Source organism: Flavobacterium agricola (assembly GCF_025919725.1).
GTDB lineage: Bacteria > Bacteroidota > Bacteroidia > Flavobacteriales > Flavobacteriaceae > Flavobacterium > Flavobacterium agricola.
This window is the reverse complement of sequence record NZ_CP081495.1, coordinates 1,018,814-1,043,159: the sequence shown is the minus strand read 5'-3', so window position 1 is coordinate 1,043,159 and position 24,346 is coordinate 1,018,814. Positions and strand designations below refer to the sequence as shown.

Below are 24,346 nucleotides of genomic sequence, written 5' to 3'. Positions count from 1 at the left end.
AAAAAGGCTCAATGAACAAAACATTAGCTTATATTATTTGTTACGTACTACCCATTCCGGTGTTGCTTATTTCATTAGGAATTGGCTCGTCCGAACAACTTAATTTTTTCGAATATTTACAAATGGCTTATCAAAACTATTTTGGAGCTGGGTTAGATGAATCTCAGTTTGTACGTTTTGAATTGTACAGTAATATTGTATTTAATATTCGATTACCCCGAATTATATTAACTTTTTTAACAGGTGCAGCTTTGGCTACCTCCGGAACCGTTTTGCAAGGCGTGTACCGTAATCCGTTGGTAGATTCGTACGTGCTTGGCATTTCTGCAGGTGCAGCTTTTGGCGCAGCCTTAGCTATTAATTATGGTTTAGGATCGGTAAATGTTGCGGCTTTTGTAGGAGGTGCTTTGGCGGTTTTAATTACATATTTGGTTGTGGTTTCAATCCGTCAGGTTTCTATTATGACCATTGTTTTATCGGGTATGGTTATTTCGGGTATGTTTACCGCTTTACTTACCGTAGTTCAGTACATCAGTAATCCGTTTAAATTGCAAATTATTGTGCAATGGTTAATGGGCAGTTTACACGCAACTTCGTGGGTTGAGGTACAACGTTCGTATATTCCAATATTAATAACCTTATTAATCGTTTACATTTTACGCTGGCGTTTAAATGTTTTGTCTTTAGGCGATGATGCTGGTAAATCTGTTGGAGTTAACCCCGTTTGGGACCGATTAATTTTGGTTAGCTGTGCAACCATTATGACGGCAACAACGGTTGCATCTGCCGGATTAATTAGTTTTTATGGCTTGTTTTTACCGCACATTGTGCGCATGATGTTGGGAGCAGATAACCGCAAAACCATTCCGGGCAGTATTTTGCTAGGCGGAACTTTACTATTGATTATTGATAATTTTTCGAGAGCTTTATTTACGTTCGAACTTCCGGTTGGAATTTTTACCATGCTAATTGGCGGTTCATTTTTTATTTACCTTATGGGTAAGAACAATTTAAATTGGAAATAATGACAGAACCTCGATTTATAGAAATATCCGATTTAACTTTTTCGTACGGCAGTAAAACGTTATTACGTGATGTAAATGTGCATTTTCATAAACATGCATTCTCGGTTATATTAGGCATTAATGGTAGCGGAAAATCAACCTTATTTAAATTAATATCGGGCATTGTTAAGCACAAACAAGGGCAAATTACTTGGGAGGACGAACCGATACAAAATTTTAAAGGGAAAGAACGTGCCAAACGTTTGGGATATTTACCTCAGTTTTATCAAAGCATTTTTCCGTATTCGGTAGAACAAGTTATGTTAACCGGACGTGCAGCGTTTAATCGGTTTGCTCCGAAGGCATCGGATTACGAAAAAGTAATTCAAATTTTAACCGATTTAGAATTACTGCATTTAAAAGATCAGGATTTTACAACCTTATCAGGTGGTCAACAACAATTAATTATGATTGGAAGGTTGCTAATGCAAGATCCGGAGTTGTTGCTGTTAGATGAGCCGACCAACCATTTAGATGTATATTTTCAGCATCATTTAATGAAAAAGCTTTCGCAATATGTTGCCAAAGGCTTAACGGTTATTGCGGTAATGCACGACCCTACCTTGGCGTATCAATATGCCAATCATTTTTATTTTATGCTAAATCATAAAATTGTTAGTACCTACAATCACGAACCCGATTCGGAATTGTTAGAAAAAGTTTACGGAATTCCGTTTATTCAAGTACAGCAAAATCAGCATGAAATAGTTTTACCTAAACGCCTATAATATTTAACAAAATGATTGCGTTATTATCTTGGCAAGTTTGATTAACGCTTATAAACGTTAGGCTTATTGAATTTTTTATATAAATAAAATATATTGAAAAATTAACTAACTTTATAAAGTACTTATAAAATTCATATCAATTAGAAATAATAATATCTATAATAAAAAATATTTAAATTCAATTAATAACATATGCATCTATTACCTAAAGAATCAGAAAAATTGCTTTTACACGTTGCAGGCGAATTAGCTAAAAAACGTAAAGCACGAGGATTAAAATTAAATTATCCTGAATCGGTTGCATTAATCAGTAGTGAGCTTTTAGAAGCAGCACGTGATGGAAGAACCGTTGCCGATTTAATGCAGTACGGCGCTACTTTGTTAACTCGTGAAGATGTTATGGAAGGAATTCCAGAAATCATTACTGTAGTTCAAATTGAAGCTACATTTCCTGACGGAACTAAATTAGTAACCGTTCACAATCCTATTAGATAATTTAAATTTGAACAACATGGTACCAGGAGAATTTTTTATTGGTGAAGGTGATATTATTTGTAATGAAGGTAGAGAAGTTACTACAATTACAGCTGTAAACACCGGAGATAGACCTATACAAATAGGTTCGCATTTTCACTTTTTTGAAGTGAATCGTGCAATGCAATTTGATCGTGAAGCTGCTTTTGGTAAGCGCTTAAATATTGCTGCTAGTACTGCTGTACGTTTTGAACCAGGAGAAGAAAAAACGGTGGAATTAGTTCCGTACGCAGGACAACGTATTGTTTTAGGACATAATGATTTAGTAAACGGAGAAACTGTTTCTGATACAGCTAGAGCAAAAGCAATGAAAAATATAACAGATAAGCACTTTAAAAACAAATAGATATGAGTTTAAAAGTATCAAAAATTAACTACAGTACCATTTTTGGACCTACTGTAGGTGATAAAGTTCGTTTAGGCGACACAGATCTTATTATTGAGATTGAAAAAGATTACGCAAGTTACGGTGATGAAGCAAAATTTGGTGGAGGTAAAACTTTACGAGACGGAATGCTTTCTAACTCAAACTATTTGAGTGATCAAGGTGTTTTAGATATGGTAATTACCGGTGCTGTAGTTATTGATCACTGGGGAATTGTAAAAGGTGATATTGGTATTAAAGACGGTAAAATTGTTGGTGTTGGTAGAGCCGGAAACCCAGATACCATGGATAATGTAACACCAGGAATGATTGTTGGGCCATCAACAGAAGCGCATAATGGTGCCGGGTTTATTGTAACAGCTGGTGGTTTAGATACCCACGTACATTATATTAGCCCAACGCAAGTTGAAACTGCTTTATACAGTGGTATTACAACAATGTTTGGTGGTGGTACAGGACCAGCAGATGGTACTAATGCAACTACTGTAACTCCGGGTAAATGGAGCATCAGACGCATGTTACAATCTTTTGAAGATTATCCAATGAACTTTGGAATTCTTGCTAAAGGAAACGTTGGTACAATTGAACCTATTGTTGAGCAAATTGAAGCAGGTGCTGGTGGAATTAAAGTTCACGAAGACTGGGGGGCTACCCCGGCAGTAATTGATCGTTCTTTAACCGTTGCAGACCGTTTTGATGTTCAGGTTGCTCTTCACTCAGATACATTAAATGAGGCAGGTTTCTTAGAAGATACAATGAGTGCTATTGATAACCGTGTAATTCATACCTTCCATACCGAAGGAGCAGGTGGAGGTCACGCACCAGATATCATTAAAGCATCTATGTATCACAATGTACTACCAGCATCAACAAACCCAACACGTCCGTATACAAAAAATACAATTGACGAGCATTTAGATATGTTAATGGTTTGTCACAGTTTAAGTAGAGATATTCCAGAAGACGTAGCTTTTGCTGATTCACGTATTCGTCCTGAAACTATTGCAGCTGAAGACGTTTTACAAGATACTGGTGTATTTAGTATTATGAGTTCTGACTCGCAAGCTATGGGCCGTGTAGGTGAAGTAATTATCAGAACTTGGCAAACAGCTGATAAAATGAAAAAACAACACGGTTTTTTACCAGAAGATGAAGGAAACAATAACGACAACTTCCGTGTAAAACGTTACGTGTCTAAATATACAATTAACCCAGCAGTAGCTCAAGGTATTTCTGAATACGTAGGGTCTATTGAACCAGGTAAAATTGCTGACTTAGTAATTTGGTCGCCAGCATTTTTTGGGGTAAAAGCCGAAATGATTATTAAAGGCGGATTTATTGCTGCATCTAAAATGGGTGATGCCAACGCATCAATTCCAACACCACAACCGGTTATTTTAAGAACAATGTGGGGTGGTTTAGGTAAAGCAGTACAACAAATTGCTTTTAACTTCGTATCTCAAGTTTCACTTGACAGAGGTATTCGTGAAGAATACGGTTTATCTAAAAAGTTATTAGCTGTTAAAAACTGTAGAAACATTTCTAAAGCAGATATGATTCATAACAGTGAAACACCAGAAATTTTAGTAAATCCAGAAAACTACCAAGTAACGGTAAATGGTAAATTAATTACTACTGAACCAATTGAAGAAGTTGCATTAGGACAAAGATATTTCTTGTTTTAAACCAACTCGTTTTTTTGACAAGTACTTAATCAATATGACAATACAAGGGGAACATTCTCCTTGTATTTTCATTTTCTCATATAAAAATGTTAGTAACCCAAGCTATTAGAAACGCTCAGCCAGAACAAATTAAACAAGCAATCGATTTTTTGTTTATAGAATGGTACCAAACATCCAAACGTATTCAGCGTTTAACCACTCAAAATGGAGTAGAAGTTGCCATTCGGTTTTTAGGTCCTGGACAAGATTTAAAAGACGGAGATATTTTATATGAAGATGCACACACGGTAATTATGGTTTCCCTGCTACCATGTGAAGCAATTGTATTGCACCATTCAAAATTAACTACAACAGCATTATTAGCTTACGAAATAGGAAATAAACATGTGCCGCTTTATGTTGATGATACAGGATTGCTATTACCGTACGAAGGCACCATGTTCGAATGGTTACAAAACAACAGCTATCAACCTGAAGTAATGCAAAAAAAACTAAGCTTCGCTTTAAATGCAAATGTTGATTTTTATCAACACAAAAAATTTACATTTACTCCACCTAAAGGTGGCCTTTCGTTAAAATTATAAATTATGCAAGAAGCTTTTTTAGGACTACTATTACATATATCTGATCCAACCTTACCTATTGGTGGGTACACACATTCTAACGGATTAGAAACCTACGTACAAAAAGGTATTGTTTGCGATAAGGCAAGCGCCGAAATGTATGTTCGCCATAACCTATGGTACAATTTAAAATATAACGACGCTGCTTTAATGAAATTGGCTTACGATGCTGCAAAACAAGGAAACATAGATGAAATTGTTTTGTTAGATCAAGAATGTAATGCCCTAAAAGGACCAATGGAAGTGCGTCAAGGAAGCCAAAAATTAGGCTTACGTTTTTATAAAATATTTAGCCGTTATACAGCCAATAACCCAGTTATTCAAGATTTAGAAAAACGTATTCAACAAAAAAACATGTACACACATTATTGCATTATGTACGGTGTATTTGCAGCAGTAATGAATGTACCGTTAATAGAAACCATGCATGCGTATTATTACAACGCAGCCATTGGTATAGTTACAAATGCTGTAAAATTAGTTCCGTTAGGACAATTAGACGGCCAAGATATTCTGTATTATTTACATGAAGATTTATTAAAATTGAGTGCAGAATCGTTAAACATGGACCGTAACTTAATCGGTATGTCAAACATTGGTTTCGACATCCGTTGTATGCAACACGAACGCTTGTACTCAAGACTTTACTTATCATAAACAAACAAACGCAAACACAAAATGAAAGATAGAAAATACGTAAAAATCGGTGTAGGTGGTCCGGTAGGATCTGGTAAAACAGCTTTATTAGAACGCTTAAGCCGCCGATTAATGAATGAATACGACTTAGCAGTTATTACAAACGATATTTACACGCGCGAAGATGCCGAATTTATGGCAAAAAACAGCTTATTACCGCAAGATCGTATTATTGGGGTAGAAACTGGGGGATGCCCGCACACAGCCATTCGCGAAGATGCAAGTATGAATTTAGAAGCGGTTGAAGAATTAGCAAGCCGTTTTCCGGACTTACAATTAATTTTAATTGAAAGTGGAGGAGATAACCTGGCATCAACTTACAGCCCAGATTTAGCCGATGTAACTATTTTTGTTATTGATGTTGCCGAAGGCGAAAAAATTCCAAGAAAAGGCGGGCCAGCTATTACACGTTCTGACTTATTGTTAATTAATAAAATAGATTTAGCACCTTATGTAGGCGCAGATTTATCGGTAATGGAAAGCGATGCGCGCCGAATGCGTAAAGGAGCGCCATTCTTATTTTCTAACTTAAAAACAGGCGAAGGTTTAGAAAATATTGTTGGTTGGATTAAAAAATATGCATTATTAGAAGATATTGATGAACCTAATTTAGTGCGATAATATGATTTCTTCTTTAAAAGTAAAAATCGAACAACGCGAAGGAACTTCGTTTTTAAAAGATGCCTACGTTACCCAGCCGTTTCGTATTGTTCCGGTAGGTCAGTACAAACGTGACAAAGCAGCGCATTTAATGATAATGAGTTCATCTCCGGGTTTGTTAGATAATGATGATCATCAACTCGAATTCAACTTAGCGCCAAATACCCGTATGCAATTGCAAACGCAAGCATATCAGCGTTTGTATCATATGGAAAATAAATCAACACAAACTACGTTGATTAATTTAGAATCAGGCAGCGGATTTTCGTTTGTACCGCATCCTGTGGTGCCACAAAATCAGTCTACATTTATAAGCCATAATAAAGCTTATTTGCAAGATGATTGCCATTTTTTATTGTCGGATATTATTACCTGTGGTAGAAAATTGTCGGGAGAAGAATTTATGTACAACCATTTTCAAAACCTGACTGAAATTTACCATCATAACAAGTTAGTTGTAAAAGATAATGTTTTGTTGCAACCACAAAAATTACCTATTCAAGGTATGGGTATTTTAGAAGGATTTACGCATCAGGGCACATTAATTTATTACAACACGGCAAATGTTTTAGTTTCTGATTTTATTGATTTTTTTCAAGAAACATATGGCGAACAAGAAAATATTGAATTCGGAATTAGCAAGCTAGAAGGTAATGGGTTTATTATTCGTGTTTTAGCACAAGGAGCCGAAAAACTATTTGAAGCTTTCCAAAAAATTCAACAAAAAGTTTGGGAAGAAGCGTACCTGTAAATATCAACCAACCAACTAAAAAACAGATTAATATGAATAACGTGGTACTATATTATTTTAAAGCTTTTTTTAGAGGAATTGCTCAAATCATGCTTCAAGAAAATGCAATTACAGGTATTTTATTCTTTATAGCTATTTGTTACGATTCATTAGAAATGGGGATTTGTGCTGCCATGTGCAACATTGTGGCTATTATAATGGCAAAGCTTTTAAAGTACGATGCCGGTGAAATAGGTAGCGGATTGTATGGGTTTAACCCAACATTAATCGGAATTGCATTAATTGTGTTTTTTGAGCCATCTACAGCCGTTTATTTAACCATGTTTGTAGCAACTATTTTAGCAACCTTTTTAATGCATTGGGCCTTAAAGCGCGGATTACCAGCTTATACGTTTCCGTTTGTTTTGTTTACTTGGTTGTCTATGTATTTTTTAGATGCAACCCATTTAGGAGTGCGCGTGGTTTCTACAGCCGAAAAAATAATTCAAGAAAGCAACAACATTACCATTTTAATTAATGCCTTTGCTGAGGTATTGTTACAAGGTACATTTGTAGCCGGATTATTATTTTTTGTGGGCGTATTTATTAGTCGACCGTTACAAGCACTTTACGGATTTGCCGCGGTAATTATTAGCGTTTTTATTGCTCGTAATTACGAGGTTTCAAATACATTAATTGGTGCTGGCATGTTTAGCTTTAATGCAGTACTTTGTGGTATTGCCATGGGCGAAGATAAGGTACGCGCTGGTATTTACGTTCTAATCAGCGTAATTATTGGTACGTATGTAGATATTTTTATGATGGATTTAGATATTACAACTTTAACCTTTCCGTTCGTTTTTGCTATGTGGGTAATGTTTCCAATTAAAAAACTAGATGAGTGGATTGTAAGTAAGGTTCGCGGTACGCAATTTCATAAGTTTTTAAATCAAGATTTTAAATAAATAAAAAAGGTTACTAACTCAGTAACCTTTTTTATTTTTTAATTTCTTTTATTTTTATCAACTCTTATAAAAGAGTTTTTAATTTTTTTATACTTCATGAAATTACCTTCAACACATAATGTATATATACCATGATTAGGGCCTTCATTCATATGAATAAAAATTATATCACTTGTTTTACAATTATTTTCTAAGGCAACTTGTTTTCTAAGTTTTTCATTACCACTTGATTCCTTGAAATTAGCTCCTAAGTTACATTTCGAATAATAAGAGTTTTGTTTAGAATTTTCTACATAGTGCCATGTATTATCATCTTTTAAAAGTACTTTTTTTCCGTTTGAAGTTACGGCTGTTTGAGTTTGAGCAAAAGCACTTAAACTTGAAATAAATAAGCCTAGCATGATAAAATATTTCATAAGTAAATAATTTTATTTCATTTTTATACATAGAACTTTTGTATGGTTCTTTAGCCATCACAACTTTGTTAATAATATGTGGTACATTTTTAAACATGATTATGAGGATTATGTGATAATGTTTCGTTCTATCTATATAAATGAATGGTTTATAATTTTTTAATCCATTATCATTTAGCCGTAAGCCAAAAAGCGTGCCAAACAAATATATAGTTAAATAATAGTCCTCAAAATCAGTTGTTTAATGTGTTTTGCTTTTAAAAATGAATGGTTATAACTAATTACTGTTAAGTGATTCAGCGCTTAACCGAAAAGAGGAATTTAAAGAAAATTGATAATCCGGATAAATTTCATATTTATGAAATAAGCGTTTTTCAACCTCATTATTATAAGGAGTTGCTGTTTGTAATTTAGTTGTAAAAATGTGCTTGTGTGATTTATTTTATAAACCTCCAAACCGAACTGATGATCCTACAAAAACAAAAGCAATACCTAAAATTGTAACACAAATAATATGAAAAGCCATTAAAGGCAAGGTTTTAGCGGATAATTTTGGTAACACAAAAAAGTTTGCATTTATTGCAAAAGCTACAGTCAGGATTAAAAATATGAGTTTTACAGAAATAACAGTTTCAATTGGATTATCAAAATGGAACCAATCGCGCACCGTAACGCCATAGCCGTATCCCATCCAAACCCCGGTAATTACCAATAAAAGTAAAGACGGTAATCCTAAATATTCATATTTTCTTTCAAAGTTTAAAAGTAGCTCAGGGCTTTTTTTCTTTAAAACCTCAGGCAAAATAACAATGGCTAAAACCAAATGGCCACCAACCCAAATGCAGGCAGCTAATAAATGAATAAGTAAAAGGTATTGATGTTCCATATTCTCAAAATGTGTTTGTATTCAATCATAACTTTTGCAAAGCTTTATTATTGTTAAATGATGCGAATAAAACCTTACAATTTTTTATATTTATATTTGGATGCAAATCTGAAATACGTTTTGCAAATATGTACGTTGTATGACAGAAATTATTGATAAGCATTATTGGAACAATCGTTGGCAAACTCAACAAATACAGTGGGATTTGGGGCAGGTTTCGCCACCTATTAAAACCTATTTAGAACAATATAACAACAAGCAGGCTGCTATATTAATTCCGGGATGTGGTAATGCATACGAAGCACTTTTTTTGGCTGAGCAAGGCTTTACAAATATTACTTTATTAGATATTGTACCGCAAGTTATTGCAGATTTACATAATAAGTTTCAAAACAACCCTCAAGTTAAAATTATTTGCGATGATTTTTTTACCCATAACGGCGCTTACGATTTAATTTTAGAGCAAACTTTTTTTTGTGCATTACAACCTGAAATGCGCTTAAACTACGTAAAAAAAATGCATCAACTTTTAAAAAATAATGGACGTTTGGTTGGTGTTTTGTTTACTAAAAATTTCAATAATCCATTTCCTCCTTTTGGTGGTGATTCAGCTGAATATAAATTATTGTTTGAACCGTATTTTACTTTCCATAAATTTGAAAGCTGCTACAACAGCATAAAACCTAGAAATAATTTTGAACTTTTTATAAATTTAATAAAGAAATGAAACTGATTAAATGGCTTAAAACTTGGAATATAATGCGTTTTTTACGCTTGCTTTTAGCAATTTTTGTAATATTTCAGGGAATCGAAATAAACCATGTGGGCTTTATTTTTGCTGGAGGAATTTTTGCTTTATTACCTTTGTTTAACATTGGATGCGGTTCAAGTTCAGCGTGCTCGCTTCCTGTTTCATCTCATAAAAAATAATACATGTTACAAAAGTTTTTTAAAAATCATATTTTATGGATTATAGGTATTCTGGTTGGTTTGATAGCCGGGTTTTTATATTATAAATTTGTGGGATGCCATTCTGGTAGTTGTGCCATAACTTCAAATCCAACAAATAGTACCTTATATGGTGGTTTAATGGGTGGGTTATTTTTCTCGTTGTTTAAAAAAGATAAATAAATATTACCGATATCAATAAAAAGCCGATGAATATTCATCGGCTTTTTTTATTAAATTCTTTACGGTAACCTATCAATTACAATGCTATCGTTGTAATTGTTGTATGAATATTTAATGTACTCGGCCATAATATTTCCAAACAGTACCCAATTTATAACTAACCCAGGGGTTAAAGTTTGCACTGGATATTGATTGGTTGATGTTGCTACTCCGTTGTACGAGAAAGCATTAATAGCTTGCGTATTAGCTTGAATCGGAGAATAGTTTCCGTATAATGTATTTGCATTACCTAAAGTTGCTGTGTCACCAGGCAAAATAAATAATCCAGGAGTGTCAGAATATACAAATGCATTTCTAGCAGTTAATAGCGGTGCATTAGGTAATGAAACTAATGATTTTAAAACCGTTGACGAACCTGATAAAACAATATCTGGAGTAATGTTATAATGATAAGTTAGGAAAAATTTATTTAAAACATTACCAAATGGCCCATTTATGTACGGATTATCATTATCACCACTTAAAGTCATAGCTTGAAGATATTGCCCGCCAAAGTTATTTGGGTTTACAACTGCTCCACTTGTCGGATAAGTTTTTTGAATTAATGACTCTAAGATTGTAGCTTGTTGTAGAGTACCTGCGCCTGTAAAAAATACCAAACCATTCTTTTTGTTTATAAAGTTAGCTAAAACTTGTTGTGCGTCGTCAGGTATGATAACCCTAGAAGGAATTATAATAATCTGAACATTTTGATTATTAATGTAGTTTAATAATGTTGCGCTAGATAAAGTCCAGCTACTTGCATCATATATTAAATTTAAAGCTTCTGTTTTAAACTTACCTTTTGGAGCAAAATTATTTGTTGCAACGCTTGGTGTTAACGCCGACTTCATCTGATTTGCATCAGGCGTGTATAGTAAAACATTTGTTGCAGGATAAATAACATCTACATTAAATGTACAAAATGGGTTAGTGTTAAAAGTAGATGTAAAGTTGTATGAACCTATATTTTCTGTAATTGTAGTATTAGATATTGTTGTTGCTTTGGCTATAAAAGATTGTGATCCTGTTTTAGTAAATCCACCTGAGGCCGAATAAGTAATGTTGGTTGCTGCATTTGTAGCATAAAAATTATAACTTCCTGGTGAGGTTACATCAACAGTAACGGTAATAAAATGATTTGTATTTAAGCTTTTGCGGGCTACATAATCCCCTTCAAGTACTATTGAAGAACACGTAGCGATTGCTTCATTGCTAATAATCGGAACTGAAAAGTCATATGGTGTTTGAGCAATGTCTTGACCTAATCCTTCTAACTCAAAATCTAAGCTACTCCCTGAAAAAGTTGAAGGTACTGTTCCTTCTTCAGCGTACAAAGTAATGTTTTGTTGTTTAGGAGAACCATCAGTTTCAGTTTTTAAAATTTGATTATAAGCTTTAAAAGTTAAGCCCAAACCAGCTTTATCTGTGGCAGTCATGTTTGATGTACCTGCAACCAAAACATTTAAGTCTAAAACTAATTTATGGCCCTTAATTGAGACACCTTTAGTAATTGATTCTGTACTAGCAGTATTGATTGAATATTTAACTGTAGCAGGTTTAATTACAGGAATTTGGACGCTACAAATAATATCTTCACCATTGATAGAAATAGCAGCTTCATCTGTTAAAGGTGCAACAATATCTTCGGTAGCTACCGTTGGACTACCATATCCAGGAATTATAATGGTGTAATTTCCTTCGGCCGGAAATGTTCCATTTTTTTGAAAATATAAACCTATAGAAGTGGTTGCTTCAATGTTATATTCGCCTTTTTTTGTAACATTTACATTTAACTGAATGTAATTCGAATTATCTGTTGCTGTACCCACAACATAAGTACCTTGAACCAAGCTACTAGAACAGTTTGTAATAGTAAACTCAGCAGGAATGTTATTTTCACAAATAGATTTCCAACCAAGCGTGTCACCCTTGTAAAAATTTAAACACAATTCGTCTGTATTCCAAATTAACATAGAGACTGACGGTGTGGTAATTGCATCGCGTTGTGCTCTAGATAGCCGAGGAATTAAGATTCCTTTATCTGTTGAAGTAATTTCGAGTTGTGCATTAGGATCAATAACTCCGCTTTTTCCGATCCCCACTTGAGCTTCTTGGTAAATGTTTTCGGTCACAGATGTAGCTCCTAAGTTTGTCGTTTCACTGTACCATGGCTGAGAAATATGACTAAACTGTGCAGAAGCTGCATAGCCAATAAAAGTTGTACCATCAAAAAAATAATAACCAGGGTTTTTAATATCTCTAAACATTAAAGAAATATTATCTTGAGTTACATCAACATCTGCATCAATAATATACGTCATAATTCCTATGTGATCAGAGGTGAATTGACCGCCATTGGTTACAAAATTAACCAAATCAGATGTTTTAACTTTTGGAACAATAATACCAGGAGCATTGTTGCTTAATGGGTTATGTTGAATTTCTAAAGTTGCTTTAGGTGAAATGGTATTGATACCAACCTGAGCATAAAGACTTAAAGAGATACAAGTAAAAATTAAACATAAAAGAAGTTTAATCTTAATTTTAGATAAGATGTAAGCGTTCATAGGTTAAAGATATAAGTTTGTTATAGGGTAAAGCTTATATTTTTAACGTATTTTTTTTAAAACTATTGTGAAAAAATCGCAAACAAAAAGCCGATGAATATTCATCGGCTTTTTGTTTGCGGAGAAAGAGGGATTCGAACCCCCGGACCTGTTACAGTCAACAGTTTTCAAGACTGCCGCAATCGACCACTCTGCCATTTCTCCAATAGCTTGCTGTAATGCGTTGCAAAATTACGTATAAATTTTAATTACGCAAGTTTTAAAATAAAAATTATTCTATAATATGCGGAATAAACCTACTTTTATCCGTGGTAATCGGGTAATCACTTTCTCTAAAAGTAATTCCACAAGGTTCTTGTCCAATAATCCAGCTACCAATAATGGTAAAACCAGTTTCTTCTTTATGTAATTGCGCTAACTTTTGGTAAACAAAACCTTCAGAACCGTAATCTCCTTCTGTATTATATATTTCGCTTTTGTTTACTACAAAACTAATATTAGCACCTTCTCGAGATAATAAAGGTTTTTTTACATAATTGGTCATACCATTAGGTGTACCAATGTAGGTTTCTAGTAACAACGGATGATGTGGGTAAAGCTCCCATAAAATAGCTAAAATAGCTTTGTTAGACAAAATCATTTTCCAGCTGGGTTCAATCCATTGCGCTTCGTTGCTATCGTTTACAAGGTTAATTCCAAATTCTTCGTGCACCATCCATTCCCACGGATAAAGCTTAAAAATGCTGTTTATTTCTTCACCTTCCAAATCAACAAAACAACGCCCATTCCAACCTAAATCTTCAATGTAAACTAATTTGGTATTTATTCCTGCCTGAATGGCTGTGTCGCGTAAATATTCGGTATTGGTTAAATCTTCTAAACTTTCCTGAATACAAGTAAAATGTAAAATATTCCCTTTTAAGTAAGGTTTTAAATCGGTCCAACTTTGTATTAATTGTTCGTGCACGCTGTTAAACTGATCTTTGCCTGAGCCAAAAAAATGTTCTTTCCAATGCCATTGTACCACACCGCATTCAAATAACGAAGTTGGCGTATCCGCATTAAATTCTAGCATTTTTAGTTGTTGCTTTTCTGCATCGTAAGCAAAATCAAAACGGCCATAAATGCTTGGTACATCATTTTCCCAACTACGTTCAATATGATGTTGTATGTATTTAGGAATATGAAATATATCGTATTTTTTATGTTCGATAACATGTTCTACCGCATGCAAACACATTTGCCAAAGCTCTGCCGTGGCAGCATAAATTTTTTCGGCAAAATAATCGGTAATGCTAAAATGGTAATGATCAATCCAATATGGCGTTTGGTTGTCGGTATGGTACCCGTAACCCAAATCTTCCACACGTTTTATCCAATTCGGATCTTTTGTATTGTATTTTATTTTCATTTAAGAAGATGCGCTTGTTTCTTTAGTTTTTGCTGTGTTACCAAATCCGCCACGTTTTGCTCCTTCAAAAGCTTTTGCTTTACTAGCATTTGTACCAGAAACCGAGCTTGGATGAATGCCTTGCGCACCATAACCCATGCCGCCGCCTAAATGTCTGAAAGCCATGTACCAAAGTAAGGCATTGCCCATGCCCATACCGCCGGTACGTTGTTGTGAATATTGTTGTGTAACATCGGTATATTGAGCGGTAGAATCTGCGCGCATATACACCTTTTGTCCTAAAGTTTCTGGGGCAGGGTTGGGCTTGTTACACGAAGCTAATAACGACGTGATTAATACCAACTGAACTGCTTTAGATGATTTTTTCATAATTATTGTACCGTTACATAAATAGGAATTTGATTTAATGGTTTATCAGCATTTGTATCCGATGCCCAAGTATTTTCAATCAAATTAGTAGTTATTGTATCTGCTTTTTCTTGAATTTTTTCGCCATTTACCCAAATAATTTGTTTGGTAATGTGGTAAACCGTATCGCCTTTGGTTGCTGTTGTTAAAGTAACCTCGCGTGCCGATTTCTGATCTAACGATTCTAAGTTTTGTTGTTGCGTTTGGTTTACACAACTTGATAAACTAAAAAGTAAACCTAAAACGAAAATATATTTCATAATTATATTTTTATTGCAAGTTACTTAAAATTTACAAAATAATGTGTGTTTTTGCTTTTGAAATAGCCAAATATGACTTAATTTTAGAAAAAATGTTTATGAGATTTCACACACGAAAATGGGTTAAGCCCGAAGATTTAAACCCAAATAAAACATTATTTGGTGGTAAGCTTTTAGCTTGGATTGATGAAGAAGCAGCTTTATATAGCATTGTTCAGCTCGAAAACCCGCATGTGGTAACCAAATTTATGTCTGAAATTAATTTTATGGCATCTGCCCAGCAAGGCGATATTGTTGAAATTGGTATTGACGTAATTAGTTTTGGTAGAACTTCATTAGTTTTACGCTGTGAAGTTCGAAACAAAATGACACACGAAACCATTATTACGGTTGATCGCATTACTATGGTAAATTTAGACGAAAACGGTAAACCAAAACCTCATGGTAAAACGCAAGTAGAATATGTAAAAGATAGATTATCGGCTAAAGATAGCGGGTTATAAAAATAAAAAAGCTTCGAGTTTTCGAAGCTTTTTTATTAAAAGGTATAACGGGCTGTAATTCCGGTATTAAAAAAGGCATTGTTGTAATAATCGTATGCTTCAACAACATGAATGGTTGGTCTAATATCTGCCGAAAAAACAAAAGGTGCGTTTTTAAGTTTATATTCTACACCACCCGTTGGGTAAATACCCATGTTAAATCCTTCACGATCTGAATGGTTAGAAAACGAATTGGCAAAAACAATACCGCCACCAACAAACCATTTAAAGTTTTCTACATTTCCGATAGGAAAATGATGTTGGTACGTACCAGAAACCGAAACATTGGTCCAGTTGTGGTTGCGGCGCGAGTAATTTTTAAAACCTAAATCGGCTTCAATGGCTCCATCTCTACTAACAAAAGTTTTAAAGGCAATACCTGCCGCATCATAATAACCAGATCCGAAACGCAATCCAATTGAATTATCATAATCTTGCGCAAATAAACTTGTTGAGGCTGCAACAAGGGCTAAAAACGTTGTTATTTTTTTCATAGGTAATTTAAATTTGAGTTTTTATCTTATAACATTACTACAATTTATTCTTTTATAAATAAGAATAATACTGTAAAATGTTTTATAAAACTATTAAAATAAAAAAAGTACTCAAACAAATTTTACAATTTATTAACAATGTTATATCAAGTTGTTTTATCTGTATTATGTTTTTATTACATAAAATTCTATGCGTTTATTCAATTCTTCTTCATAACCTAATGGTTTAGAATTGCCATAACCTTTAAATCGCATTCTTTTCGGATCAATGTTTTTTCTAACCAAATATTGATAGGTTGCTTTAGCTCGGTTGGCAGAAAGTTCTAACTTACCGGTTCCTTTATCTATAGCTTCATGTCCACCGTTGGTACAACAAACATGTCCTTGAATTTCAATATGAAGATTATTATATTTGGTTAATTGCATGGCAATAATATCTAGTTCTCTGGCAATTTCTTTAGATATAATGCTTCTGTCGTTTAAAAACACACCATTTTTAAGATGAACGCGATCGCCCACGCGGTTGTTTGGCGAAAAATGATGTACAAAGTTTATTTTAGGTTGACTGGTCAAATTATTCACAACGCCGTCAGCACTTGCAATAACATCAATACGTCGGTTTTTCGTTTTTAAATAGGCTATATGTGTGTCAGAATATACATCTTTAATTTCTGATTTAACAGGTTCTTTATAATTTACAACAACTTGAAGTTTGGGATTGGTTGCAACTATTTTTTTTATTGCTTCTGCGCGTTGTTTAGAAATAGCTTCGTCAGAATTTTTATTGCCCGAATCTTCATTATAAACATTAAGAACAATAAATTTAAATTGGTCTATATCAATTTCTTGAATAGCACTTTTTAACAAAGCTTCATCCTCAGCTTCTGGTTTAGTTTTTTGGTCGGTGTTAAAATGTATAGAATAGCTGTTGTTGGCTTCCGAAAAGCGATGCTGCATTTTTACAGGTGTAATTTGAAGCTCTTTTTTAGGAGTAATAGATTGTTGTTGTTGTGCAATGGCCATTGCTTTAGGCGTGTTAACCGTTACATCAATACGTTTATTTTTATTTCGTAAAAATTCAATATGTTTTGCAGAATATTCCTCTCTAATATCAGCTTTAATATCGCCTTCGTAAGTAATTAAAACCTTTAAATCTGGGTAATTTTGGTTTATTTGTTGTTGTAAAACTTCGGCTCTTTTGCGTGAGGTTAATTTATTCTTATTTCTGTTTTTAGCCCCGGTATCATCATTATAAACATGTAATGTAATTGATTCTACCTTTTCATCAGCAATTGCTTTTAAAGAGAATAGTAAGTTTTGTAAATCTGTTGCATTGGGCTGAATATTTTCTGCAGTAAAAAATACTGATTGTTGTTCTAAAACTATCGGATTTGTTACTTGTTGTGGTTCTTGATTTAAAAGAACAACAATTTCTATTTTACGGTTTTTATTGCGTATTTGCAGAATTTCTATGCTGGTAAGCTGTTCTATATTTAAAATAGGAATAGCCCCTTCGTATTGATTAACAACATCTTGTGTAAAACCATTTTTTTGTAAAAACTTTTGTAATGATGCTGCACGTAGGTTAGAAATTCTTTGATTTACAGCTTTGTTGCCCGTATCATCATGATACAAATGAAAAACAAATGAAGATATGTTATTTGGCGCAATTTTTGTTAAAGCATTTAACAATCGGGTTTCTTCAGAGCTGCTAATTGCAGTGCTACCGGATTCGTAATAAACCGAATAATTATTTTGAGCAAAAAGCCAAGTTTGTACAAAAATACACAGTAATAAAAACCTGAATTTCATATTGTTATATCCTATAAGTTTAATGATACAAGGTAGGCTAGGTTTTTTGTTGAATCTAAAAAAATAGATAAAGGGATGTTAAAAACTGTTAAAGTGCATTTTTTAAGCTTTTAAAGTAATATTCCAAAAAGCAGTCCAAGTTTTTTGTGGGGCTAAAGTTATAACACCTTCTTTTTCTTCTAATTTTTTGTTATGGCTTTCTAAATCGGCAACGCCGCACCACGGTTCTAAACAAACAAAAGAGGCGTTTTTAGCACTCCAAATACCAAAATGCGAATAGGACGGAAACTGCATGCTAACTTCATGCTTATTTTCGGTATTTTTTTAACGTAATGCAATCGCTTTTTAAATGTTTAAACACCAAGGCATCATCATAAAACAAAGGTTTTGTTAAAGGTAATGTTTTGTGGTTTAAAGTTATGTTTTTTGTTTGGTTGGTTACCAAACCTTCAGTATTTAAAACATAACGTGCTAGTGTTTCGTCTTTATTAAAAGCTAAATAATACGAACCATTGGCTAGCTCAGGCAATGCAAAAGCCGGATGTGCCCCCAAACTAAACAACATGTTTTGTACCCCGGTGTTGGTAACCAAATAGGTACATGTTACTTGATTGCCTTGCAGTTGATAACGAACTTGCAATTGAAAAGAAAATGGGTAGTTAACTAAAGTTGCATCGGTATCTTGCAACGTAAAAACAACTTGAGTTGCAGAGGTTTGTTGATAATCAAAAAGCATTTCTCGGGCAAATCCGTGGCGGTTTAGTTTATATTCTTGGTTGTTATACCAATAGCTGTTGTTTTTTAAGCTACCAACAATAGGAAATAAAATAGGGCTAGTTTTGTTCCAAAACGCCGGGTTGGCTTGCCATAAAAATTCAAAACCTACCTTGTTTGTAATGCTTTTTAACTCGGCACCTAAGGCAGAAAGGTTTACGGTAAGCTGCTCGTTTTGTAAAGTAATCATATTGGTCTGTACTGTGTTTAGCGCCTTAAAAGTACAGAAAAAGCTTTTTTAAGCGGTTCATTTTACAAAAAAATAATATGTTTTGTAAGTATTTAATTATATTGCATGCTTTTACTATTCACTATTCATATTAAACTCAAAACTAAATTATCATGAAAAAACTGGTACTATTCGGTTTACTTGCAGTGCAACCGATAACTACTACGGTTTGGGCTCAGAAAAAGCCCTTAGATCATGCTGTTTACGACAGCTGGCAAAGTTTAGGCCAAAAAGAAATCTCTAAAAACGGACAATGGATCATGTACAGCGTACGCCCACAAGAGGGAGATCCTACTTTGTTTATAGAGCAAACCAACCGCAGTAAAAAATTTGAAATTAACCGTGCAGCATCAGGCGCTTTTACAAATAACGATGCCTTTGCAGTTGGGTTAATTAAACCTTTTTACAAAGACCAAAAACTGGTTCAGGCTAAAAAACTTAAAAAAGAAAAGTTGGCTAAAGACAGCCTTTTTATTGTAAACTTAAACACATCGGCATTAGAAAAAATTCCTAATGTTACGGGGTACAAGTTGGGTAAAAAAGACGATTTTATTTTAGCTTATACCACAGAAGTACAAAAAGATACCACTAAAAAAGGAGCAAAACCAAACGATAAGCTTAAAGATTTAGTAGTAAAAAACTTAGAAACCAACCAAGAAACCAAGGTTAAAAATATTTTAGAATATGCGGTTTCTACCAAAGGAAACTACGTATTGTATACGTTAGAAACTAATAAAAAAGATTCGTTAGCACCTAAAGGTGTTTTTGTAATCAACACTAAAGATTTTTCTACCAAACCGTTAGTAGATCAGAAGGGCACTTTTAAAGGGTTTGCTTTTGACGAAAACGAACAATGGGTTTCTTTCTACGGAAATCAAGACGATGAAAAAGCCTTAATTAAATACCACCAATTGTATGTTGCCGATTTAAACAACAATGAGGTTAAAGTGGTAATTGATGAAAAAACTGCTGGCGTACCTGCAAATTGGTATGTTTCGGGCGACAAAAACTTACAATTCTCTAAAAACGGACAAAGCTTATTTTTAGGCGTGGCACCTATTCCGGTAGCTAAAGATACGGTAACGTTAAGCGTAGATCAGGCAGTTGTTGATGTTTGGGGCTTTAGAGATGATTTTATTCAGCCAATTCAGCTAAAAAACTTAGAGCGCGAGTTAAAACGTTCGTACACTACCATTTTAGATTTAAATAATGTAAACCAAGTTGTTCCGGTAAATACATTAGAAATTGCTGATGCGCAATTGTTAAACGAAGGCGATTCTCGTTATTTGTTACTTTCGTCAGATTATGGCAAACGCATCCCGTCACAATGGACCGCTTCAATTCCAAGAACGTATTATATTTACGATCGCGAAACTAAAAATAAAACCGAAATTATTACCGATTTAGTGGGTAGCGTATATGCCTCACCAAAAGGCAACTTTATTGTTTATTTTGATAAAGACAAAGGCCAATGGTTTTCGTACAACGTAGCCAATCAAACCACTACCAATTTAACTAAAAACTTACCCGTATCTTTTACCATAGAAGATAATGATGTGCCAGATACGGCGCGTCAGTATGGTTTCGCTTTTTTTAATGAGGCAGATAACAAAGCGTATATTTACGACCGTTACGACATTTGGGCGTTTGATTTAAACAACAACCAAAAGCCACAAAATGTAACCAACGGATACGGCCGTAAAAACAAAGTGCGTTTCAGAATTCCGAAACTGCATAACGAATTTAAAACCCTAAACGAGCAAGACGTTGTTTTACTTTCTAGCTTTAACGAAACAGATAAGCAAAGCGGTTTATACCAATTGGCAACGTTACAAAATGCGCAAGATCCGGTTTTAGTAATTCAAGAAGGGGTAAAAGGATACCCTAACATTCAAAAAGCAGAAAATGCAGATTTTTATTTCTTTACAAAAGAAAATGCTATAGAACCGGCTAACTTATACGTTACTCAAAATTTAACCAACCAAGCAAAACTTACGCAGTTAAACCCACAACAGGCTAACTACAATTGGCATACGGTTGAATTGGTTAAATGGAAAACCAATAAGAAAAACAATTCAGAAGGTTTATTATACAAACCAGAAAACTTTGATCCGAACAAAAAATACCCAATGATTGTGTATTTTTACGAAAAAAATAACGAAGAATTACACCGTTACGAGCAACCAGCACCAACACCATCACGTTTAAATATTCCGTATTTTACCTCTAACGGTTACGTGGTTTTTGTACCAGACATTGCTTATACAGACGGTAAACCAGGTAAATCTGCTGAAGAATATATCAATTCTGGAGTAAAATATTTAATTAAAAAATACAAATGGATTAACCCAGACAAAATTGGTATTCAAGGGCAAAGTTGGGGTGGTTACCAAGTAGCGCACTTAATTACACGTACTAACATGTACGCAGCAGGTTGGGCCGGCGCTCCGGTAGCGAACATGACATCGGCTTACGGTGGTATTCGTTGGGGTAGTGGTATGACACGCCAATTTCAGTACGAAAAAACACAATCGCGTATTGGTAAAACCTTATGGGAAGATTTAGATTTATATATCGAAAACTCGCCTTTATTCCATTTTGATAAAGTAAATACACCAGTTGTAATTATGCACAACGATCAGGACGGAGCGGTGCCATGGTACCAAGGTATAGAAATGTACACGGCTTTACGCAGGTTAGATAAACCGGTTTGGATGTTAAACTACAACGGCGACGACCACAATTTAATTAAACGTCAAAACCGTAAAGACATTCAAATACGTCAGCAACAGTTTTTTGACTATTACTTAAAAGATGCAAAAGCGCCTGTTTGGATGACTAAAGGAATTCCGGCAACAAGCAAAGGCTTAGACTGGGGCTTTGAGTTAACAGACGATAAAGTTGAATAAAAAAAGAGAGCTACGGCTCTCTTTTTTTTGTTCACTACACCAAAAATGTGTTATTTTAGTATCATGAAAAACGGATTAAAAATAGGTTTAGCCCTTGTATTACTTAGCTGCTTGTTGCCTATGCCTTACGGCTACTATATTTTAGTACGCTACCTTGCTGCTTTTACTTTTGGGTATTTGGCGTATAGCGCCAATCAAACTAAAAAAAGTAATGCTGTAATGGTATATCTTTTTTTAATGCTCTTGTTTCAGCCCTTTTTTAAATTGGCTTTAGGCCGCACGTTATGGAATGTAGTTGATGTAGTGGTTGCCTTAGGCTTGTTATTTTCAGTTTTTAGAACCCCATCCAAACCCACCTCATAAATTAATTTTTACTTATACTACATTTGTAAAAAACCTTACCCCAAAACTTTTGTATAAAAACCCCACATTTGTTACTATTGCCTTTTACGCAAACCATTTGTAACGAGGTTTTGCAGGCAAATTATACCACGCTTACCGCACTAGGGTTACAACCCGCAACCGGTTGGCCAGACGCCGATGTATTAGATAGTTAGCCGCGTATTTTAATTAACTTACAAAAAGTTACCAACCCTATCGGGTTTGAATCGTGGCTTATAGTTGATAAAGCAAACCGAACCTTAATTGGCAATATTGGTTTTAAAGGCTATCAGCCCAATAACAGTTGCGATTTGGGTTACGGTTTAGTTGCTGCTGCACGAGGTAACGGCTTTGCAGAATAGGCTGCCAAGGCCTTACTGGCTTGGGCTTTTACCGCACCCCAATTGCAACAAATAACCGCTGCAACTTTGGTTAGCAACACGGCCTCTATAAAATTGCTTAACAAACTGCAGTTTACAAAATTATATGAAAAAGAAGGGATGTTGTATTGGCAACTTTTAAAAATTACCTACCACACGTTATAAAAAACAAAAAACCGAAGGCGTTAGGCCTTCGGTTTTTTTTTGTTTAGTTTAAAATTACTGTGCCTAAATATTGGCTAACCGCTGCTGTTTTTTTTGTGCTGTTAACAAAAGTTGCCCAAATGTGAATGGGCACGCCTGTAAAATACGCTTCGGCTGTTAGAGTTGCCTTTTTAGCTTGGCGGGTAGTTTGCGTTTCAAACACTTCAAACAAATGCAAATCTGGTGCATAAATAACAACCAATAACGTATCGGTTGCTAAGGCTTGGCCTTGGCCCGAATTGTCTGCCCAAGTAAATAAAAGCTTGTTGTTTGTTGTTAGGGTTGCCTCTTGCAAGCCTTGCAGTTCTCCTTTAGTAATTAGCACCTTGTTGTATACCATAGTTGGGGTGTTGTTTTGTACCAAACACGCCTCTTTTATATGGTAAGAAGTAGCTAAATTAAAATTAGATTGTACTCCGGTGCTGGTACCAAAGTACCGATTAAGTAGCGGACGGAGCGGGGTTAAAAACTTACTAACCACCGCAAAACGTTCTCGTTGCACAAGTTGTGCAGGGGTGGGGGTATTACCTGTTTTTTTAGGTAAACTGCGCATTACATTTTTTCCGCGCCAATTTGCGCCTACTACGGTGCCTACCGTTCCGGTAAACGGACCTAAAATACCTTTGTTATACGTTGCCATATTTTTATTTTTTTTAGTTGTTGGTTAATAAAACGGTTACTATTACTATAAAAATACAACGCCTTTTTTACACCCCAAACAAGCTGCTTATTCCTGCTTGCGTATGCTTATTTAAAATACAAACACCTGGTTTTTGACTGCTTTTGCTGTATTTTGACAACTCCTTTTACATGCGCTTGCAGTTTGGTTGCAGTTTGGTTGCAGTGGCTTCGGCTTTTTACCCGTTTTACCCAAGCAAACTGCCTTAAAACTTACTTACAGCTACAAACAAAAAAAAAACACTTGGCCTGGTTTGCCAAGTGTTTGTGGTTGCTTAATCAAAAATGTTTTTAAACTTGTTTTTTATTTTTTGTAATAAAACGTGTTCAAAATACATGCTGGGGTAGTAATACGTACGGCCTATTTTAATAAAGGGTATATCGTTGCGGTCTCGCATGCGTTTTAATGTACTTTCAGATATACTTAGTATGCGCTTAACTTCGGCACCATACAACCATTGGTTGTTGGTGGGGGTACTTTCTGTACGTTTGGGTGTTTCAGGCTTTTTACCTGTGGTACGGGGGGTAAACGTATCGGGTTCTTGGCTCGGTTTTTCTTTTTTCATGATACCCTATTTATAAACACTACTAACGTATTTATTTGGCTATTAATTGTTTAGTTTGGGTTTTTGTTGGGCTTGCTTTTATTTAGGCCGCTAAAGTTGCCAATTTTTAAGGGCGTTTTTGTTAGCGCACTCGGCTCTATTTTGGGGTTTACTAAATAAAAAGTAGGGTTCACTAAAAAGTAAAGG

28 protein-coding genes, 1 tRNA gene and 1 pseudogene are annotated in these 24,346 nt (G+C 34.6%); 17 read left to right on the top strand and 13 right to left on the bottom strand.

Annotation, left to right across the window (positions count from 1 at the left end; translation table 11 throughout):
• Window positions 1–11 precede the first annotated feature (11 nt).
• The 10 genes from K5I29_RS05235 to K5I29_RS05190 all read left to right on the top strand — a co-directional run bounded on the left by K5I29_RS05235 (window position 12) and on the right by K5I29_RS05190 (window position 8,070).
• Window positions 12–1,025, top strand: a complete 1,014-nt coding sequence (locus K5I29_RS05235; RefSeq protein WP_264434840.1) for a FecCD family ABC transporter permease — start codon at window positions 12–14, stop codon at window positions 1,023–1,025.
• Entirely contained in the window at window positions 1,025–1,792 is a 768-nt protein-coding gene (locus K5I29_RS05230; RefSeq protein ID WP_264434838.1) for an ABC transporter ATP-binding protein, read from the top strand. Before K5I29_RS05235 ends, K5I29_RS05230 begins: the two co-directional genes overlap by 1 nt.
• Before the next feature lie 192 nt (window positions 1,793–1,984).
• Entirely contained in the window at window positions 1,985–2,287 is a 303-nt protein-coding gene (ureA, locus tag K5I29_RS05225) for an urease subunit gamma (protein ID WP_264434836.1), read from the top strand.
• Between the two features lie 16 nt (window positions 2,288–2,303).
• The gene (gene ureB, locus K5I29_RS05220) at window positions 2,304–2,672 is read left to right on the top strand and encodes an urease subunit beta (protein WP_264434834.1); all 369 of its coding nucleotides are present in this window, start codon (window positions 2,304–2,306) and stop codon (window positions 2,670–2,672) included.
• Between the two features lie 2 nt (window positions 2,673–2,674).
• A complete protein-coding gene (ureC, locus tag K5I29_RS05215; protein WP_264434832.1) occupies window positions 2,675–4,396 on the top strand; it encodes an urease subunit alpha in 1,722 nt (573 codons plus the stop codon).
• An 86-nt stretch (window positions 4,397–4,482) separates the two neighbouring features.
• A complete protein-coding gene (locus K5I29_RS05210; RefSeq protein WP_264434830.1) occupies window positions 4,483–4,980 on the top strand; it encodes an urease accessory protein UreE in 498 nt (165 codons plus the stop codon).
• 3 nt (window positions 4,981–4,983) lie between these two features.
• Complete coding sequence (locus K5I29_RS05205; RefSeq protein WP_264434828.1) at window positions 4,984–5,676, top strand: urease accessory protein UreF; 693 nt, start codon at window positions 4,984–4,986, stop codon at window positions 5,674–5,676.
• Between the two features lie 21 nt (window positions 5,677–5,697).
• Entirely contained in the window at window positions 5,698–6,336 is a 639-nt protein-coding gene (gene ureG / locus K5I29_RS05200) for an urease accessory protein UreG (RefSeq protein WP_264434827.1), read from the top strand.
• Between the two features lies 1 nt (window position 6,337).
• On the top strand, window positions 6,338–7,126 hold the full coding sequence (locus K5I29_RS05195) for an urease accessory protein UreD (RefSeq protein WP_264434824.1): 789 nt from the start codon (window positions 6,338–6,340) through the stop codon (window positions 7,124–7,126).
• A gap of 32 nt (window positions 7,127–7,158) precedes the next feature.
• Window positions 7,159–8,070 carry an urea transporter gene (locus K5I29_RS05190; RefSeq protein ID WP_264434822.1) on the top strand — a complete coding sequence of 304 codons (912 nt, stop codon included), beginning with the start codon at window positions 7,159–7,161 and terminating at the stop codon, window positions 8,068–8,070.
• Between the two features lie 38 nt (window positions 8,071–8,108).
• Here the strand turns inward: K5I29_RS05190 and K5I29_RS05185 are convergent, their stop codons facing one another.
• Both K5I29_RS05185 and K5I29_RS05180 read right to left on the bottom strand, forming a co-directional pair.
• Window positions 8,109–8,486, bottom strand: coding sequence for a DUF3157 family protein (locus K5I29_RS05185; RefSeq protein ID WP_264434820.1), 378 nt, complete (start codon window positions 8,484–8,486; stop codon window positions 8,109–8,111).
• 442 nt (window positions 8,487–8,928) lie between these two features.
• Complete coding sequence (locus K5I29_RS05180) at window positions 8,929–9,372, bottom strand: copper resistance protein CopD (protein ID WP_264434818.1); 444 nt, start codon at window positions 9,370–9,372, stop codon at window positions 8,929–8,931.
• Between the two features lie 139 nt (window positions 9,373–9,511).
• Between K5I29_RS05180 and K5I29_RS05175 the strand changes: the two genes are divergently transcribed.
• The 3 genes from K5I29_RS05175 to K5I29_RS05165 are packed head-to-tail and all read left to right on the top strand — an operon-like array spanning window position 9,512 to window position 10,503.
• Window positions 9,512–10,099, top strand: coding sequence for a TPMT family class I SAM-dependent methyltransferase (locus tag K5I29_RS05175; protein ID WP_264434816.1), 588 nt, complete (start codon window positions 9,512–9,514; stop codon window positions 10,097–10,099).
• Window positions 10,096–10,302 (top strand): hypothetical protein, encoded by a 207-nt coding sequence (locus K5I29_RS05170; RefSeq protein WP_264434814.1) that lies wholly within the window; start codon window positions 10,096–10,098, stop codon window positions 10,300–10,302. Before K5I29_RS05175 ends, K5I29_RS05170 begins: the two co-directional genes overlap by 4 nt.
• Before the next feature lie 3 nt (window positions 10,303–10,305).
• Window positions 10,306–10,503: a DUF6132 family protein gene (locus K5I29_RS05165; RefSeq protein WP_264434812.1), complete on the top strand. Its 198-nt coding sequence runs from the start codon at window positions 10,306–10,308 to the stop codon at window positions 10,501–10,503.
• 59 nt (window positions 10,504–10,562) lie between these two features.
• On the opposite strand, the gene K5I29_RS05160 is transcribed toward K5I29_RS05165, so the two are convergent.
• The 5 genes from K5I29_RS05160 to K5I29_RS05140 form a co-directional block, all read right to left on the bottom strand.
• On the bottom strand, window positions 10,563–13,112 hold the full coding sequence (locus K5I29_RS05160) for a hypothetical protein (protein WP_264434810.1): 2,550 nt from the start codon (window positions 13,110–13,112) through the stop codon (window positions 10,563–10,565).
• Window positions 13,113–13,231: 119 nt separating this feature from the next.
• Window positions 13,232–13,316: transfer RNA gene (locus tag K5I29_RS05155), tRNA-Ser, on the bottom strand.
• Between the two features lie 67 nt (window positions 13,317–13,383).
• On the bottom strand, window positions 13,384–14,523 hold the full coding sequence (locus K5I29_RS05150) for a glutathionylspermidine synthase family protein (protein WP_264434808.1): 1,140 nt from the start codon (window positions 14,521–14,523) through the stop codon (window positions 13,384–13,386).
• Window positions 14,524–14,892 carry a hypothetical protein gene (locus K5I29_RS05145; RefSeq protein WP_264434807.1) on the bottom strand — a complete coding sequence of 123 codons (369 nt, stop codon included), beginning with the start codon at window positions 14,890–14,892 and terminating at the stop codon, window positions 14,524–14,526.
• A 2-nt stretch (window positions 14,893–14,894) separates the two neighbouring features.
• Complete coding sequence (locus K5I29_RS05140; RefSeq protein ID WP_264434806.1) at window positions 14,895–15,191, bottom strand: hypothetical protein; 297 nt, start codon at window positions 15,189–15,191, stop codon at window positions 14,895–14,897.
• 98 nt (window positions 15,192–15,289) lie between these two features.
• On the opposite strand from K5I29_RS05140, the gene K5I29_RS05135 reads away from it, so the two are divergent.
• Window positions 15,290–15,694: an acyl-CoA thioesterase gene (locus K5I29_RS05135; RefSeq protein ID WP_264434805.1), complete on the top strand. Its 405-nt coding sequence runs from the start codon at window positions 15,290–15,292 to the stop codon at window positions 15,692–15,694.
• A gap of 35 nt (window positions 15,695–15,729) precedes the next feature.
• Here the strand turns inward: K5I29_RS05135 and K5I29_RS05130 are convergent, their stop codons facing one another.
• The 4 genes from K5I29_RS05130 to K5I29_RS05115 form a co-directional block, all read right to left on the bottom strand.
• Window positions 15,730–16,227, bottom strand: a complete 498-nt coding sequence (locus tag K5I29_RS05130) for a hypothetical protein (protein WP_264434804.1) — start codon at window positions 16,225–16,227, stop codon at window positions 15,730–15,732.
• Window positions 16,228–16,392: 165 nt separating this feature from the next.
• Window positions 16,393–18,039, bottom strand: coding sequence for an OmpA family protein (locus K5I29_RS05125; protein WP_264434802.1), 1,647 nt, complete (start codon window positions 18,037–18,039; stop codon window positions 16,393–16,395).
• Window positions 18,040–18,141: 102 nt separating this feature from the next.
• Window positions 18,142–18,333 carry an aldose epimerase family protein gene (locus K5I29_RS05120; RefSeq protein WP_264434800.1) on the bottom strand — a complete coding sequence of 64 codons (192 nt, stop codon included), beginning with the start codon at window positions 18,331–18,333 and terminating at the stop codon, window positions 18,142–18,144.
• A 13-nt stretch (window positions 18,334–18,346) separates the two neighbouring features.
• The gene (locus K5I29_RS05115) at window positions 18,347–19,003 is read right to left on the bottom strand and encodes an aldose 1-epimerase family protein (protein WP_264434799.1); all 657 of its coding nucleotides are present in this window, start codon (window positions 19,001–19,003) and stop codon (window positions 18,347–18,349) included.
• 152 nt (window positions 19,004–19,155) lie between these two features.
• On the opposite strand from K5I29_RS05115, the gene K5I29_RS05110 reads away from it, so the two are divergent.
• The 3 genes and pseudogenes from K5I29_RS05110 to K5I29_RS13525 all read left to right on the top strand — a co-directional run bounded on the left by K5I29_RS05110 (window position 19,156) and on the right by K5I29_RS13525 (window position 22,877).
• On the top strand, window positions 19,156–21,951 hold the full coding sequence (locus tag K5I29_RS05110) for an alpha/beta hydrolase family protein (RefSeq protein WP_264434798.1): 2,796 nt from the start codon (window positions 19,156–19,158) through the stop codon (window positions 21,949–21,951).
• A 63-nt stretch (window positions 21,952–22,014) separates the two neighbouring features.
• Entirely contained in the window at window positions 22,015–22,314 is a 300-nt protein-coding gene (locus tag K5I29_RS05105; RefSeq protein ID WP_264434797.1) for a DUF6804 family protein, read from the top strand.
• Window positions 22,315–22,514: 200 nt separating this feature from the next.
• Window positions 22,515–22,877, top strand: a pseudogene (locus tag K5I29_RS13525) (GNAT family N-acetyltransferase).
• Window positions 22,878–22,920: 43 nt separating this feature from the next.
• Here the strand turns inward: K5I29_RS13525 and K5I29_RS05100 are convergent.
• Both K5I29_RS05100 and K5I29_RS05095 read right to left on the bottom strand, forming a co-directional pair.
• The gene (locus K5I29_RS05100) at window positions 22,921–23,556 is read right to left on the bottom strand and encodes a DUF6266 family protein (RefSeq protein WP_264434796.1); all 636 of its coding nucleotides are present in this window, start codon (window positions 23,554–23,556) and stop codon (window positions 22,921–22,923) included.
• A gap of 313 nt (window positions 23,557–23,869) precedes the next feature.
• Entirely contained in the window at window positions 23,870–24,160 is a 291-nt protein-coding gene (locus K5I29_RS05095) for a helix-turn-helix domain-containing protein (protein WP_264434795.1), read from the bottom strand.
• Window positions 24,161–24,346: the final 186 nt, after the last annotated feature.

Excerpts from the sequence above, each read along its gene's own strand:
- K5I29_RS05140 (WP_264434806.1), bottom strand. The coding sequence starts at position 15,191 with ATGAAATATATTTTCGTTTTAGGTTTACTTTTTAGTTTATCAAGTTGT.
- K5I29_RS05180 (WP_264434818.1), bottom strand. The coding sequence starts at position 9,372 with ATGGAACATCAATACCTTTTACTTATTCATTTATTAGCTGCCTGCATT.
- K5I29_RS05230 (WP_264434838.1), top strand. The coding sequence starts at position 1,025 with ATGACAGAACCTCGATTTATAGAAATATCCGATTTAACTTTTTCGTAC.
- K5I29_RS05235 (WP_264434840.1), top strand. The coding sequence starts at position 12 with ATGAACAAAACATTAGCTTATATTATTTGTTACGTACTACCCATTCCG.
- K5I29_RS05210 (WP_264434830.1), top strand. The coding sequence starts at position 4,483 with ATGTTAGTAACCCAAGCTATTAGAAACGCTCAGCCAGAACAAATTAAA.
- K5I29_RS05195 (WP_264434824.1), top strand. The coding sequence starts at position 6,338 with ATGATTTCTTCTTTAAAAGTAAAAATCGAACAACGCGAAGGAACTTCG.
- K5I29_RS05115 (WP_264434799.1), bottom strand. The coding sequence starts at position 19,003 with ATGATTACTTTACAAAACGAGCAGCTTACCGTAAACCTTTCTGCCTTA.
- K5I29_RS05120 (WP_264434800.1), bottom strand. The coding sequence starts at position 18,333 with ATGCAGTTTCCGTCCTATTCGCATTTTGGTATTTGGAGTGCTAAAAAC.
- K5I29_RS05095 (WP_264434795.1), bottom strand. The coding sequence starts at position 24,160 with ATGAAAAAAGAAAAACCGAGCCAAGAACCCGATACGTTTACCCCCCGT.
- K5I29_RS05205 (WP_264434828.1), top strand. The coding sequence starts at position 4,984 with ATGCAAGAAGCTTTTTTAGGACTACTATTACATATATCTGATCCAACC.
- K5I29_RS05190 (WP_264434822.1), top strand. The coding sequence starts at position 7,159 with ATGAATAACGTGGTACTATATTATTTTAAAGCTTTTTTTAGAGGAATT.
- K5I29_RS05165 (WP_264434812.1), top strand. The coding sequence starts at position 10,306 with ATGTTACAAAAGTTTTTTAAAAATCATATTTTATGGATTATAGGTATT.
- K5I29_RS05105 (WP_264434797.1), top strand. The coding sequence starts at position 22,015 with ATGAAAAACGGATTAAAAATAGGTTTAGCCCTTGTATTACTTAGCTGC.
- K5I29_RS05145 (WP_264434807.1), bottom strand. The coding sequence starts at position 14,892 with ATGAAAAAATCATCTAAAGCAGTTCAGTTGGTATTAATCACGTCGTTA.
- K5I29_RS05185 (WP_264434820.1), bottom strand. The coding sequence starts at position 8,486 with ATGAAATATTTTATCATGCTAGGCTTATTTATTTCAAGTTTAAGTGCT.
- K5I29_RS05110 (WP_264434798.1), top strand. The coding sequence starts at position 19,156 with ATGAAAAAACTGGTACTATTCGGTTTACTTGCAGTGCAACCGATAACT.
- K5I29_RS05125 (WP_264434802.1), bottom strand. The coding sequence starts at position 18,039 with ATGAAATTCAGGTTTTTATTACTGTGTATTTTTGTACAAACTTGGCTT.
- ureC (WP_264434832.1), top strand. The coding sequence starts at position 2,675 with ATGAGTTTAAAAGTATCAAAAATTAACTACAGTACCATTTTTGGACCT.
- K5I29_RS05150 (WP_264434808.1), bottom strand. The coding sequence starts at position 14,523 with ATGAAAATAAAATACAATACAAAAGATCCGAATTGGATAAAACGTGTG.
- ureG (WP_264434827.1), top strand. The coding sequence starts at position 5,698 with ATGAAAGATAGAAAATACGTAAAAATCGGTGTAGGTGGTCCGGTAGGA.
- ureA (WP_264434836.1), top strand. The coding sequence starts at position 1,985 with ATGCATCTATTACCTAAAGAATCAGAAAAATTGCTTTTACACGTTGCA.
- ureB (WP_264434834.1), top strand. The coding sequence starts at position 2,304 with ATGGTACCAGGAGAATTTTTTATTGGTGAAGGTGATATTATTTGTAAT.
- K5I29_RS05170 (WP_264434814.1), top strand. The coding sequence starts at position 10,096 with ATGAAACTGATTAAATGGCTTAAAACTTGGAATATAATGCGTTTTTTA.
- K5I29_RS05175 (WP_264434816.1), top strand. The coding sequence starts at position 9,512 with ATGACAGAAATTATTGATAAGCATTATTGGAACAATCGTTGGCAAACT.
- K5I29_RS05130 (WP_264434804.1), bottom strand. The coding sequence starts at position 16,227 with ATGAAAAAAATAACAACGTTTTTAGCCCTTGTTGCAGCCTCAACAAGT.
- K5I29_RS05135 (WP_264434805.1), top strand. The coding sequence starts at position 15,290 with ATGAGATTTCACACACGAAAATGGGTTAAGCCCGAAGATTTAAACCCA.
- K5I29_RS05160 (WP_264434810.1), bottom strand. The coding sequence starts at position 13,112 with ATGAACGCTTACATCTTATCTAAAATTAAGATTAAACTTCTTTTATGT.
- K5I29_RS05100 (WP_264434796.1), bottom strand. The coding sequence starts at position 23,556 with ATGGCAACGTATAACAAAGGTATTTTAGGTCCGTTTACCGGAACGGTA.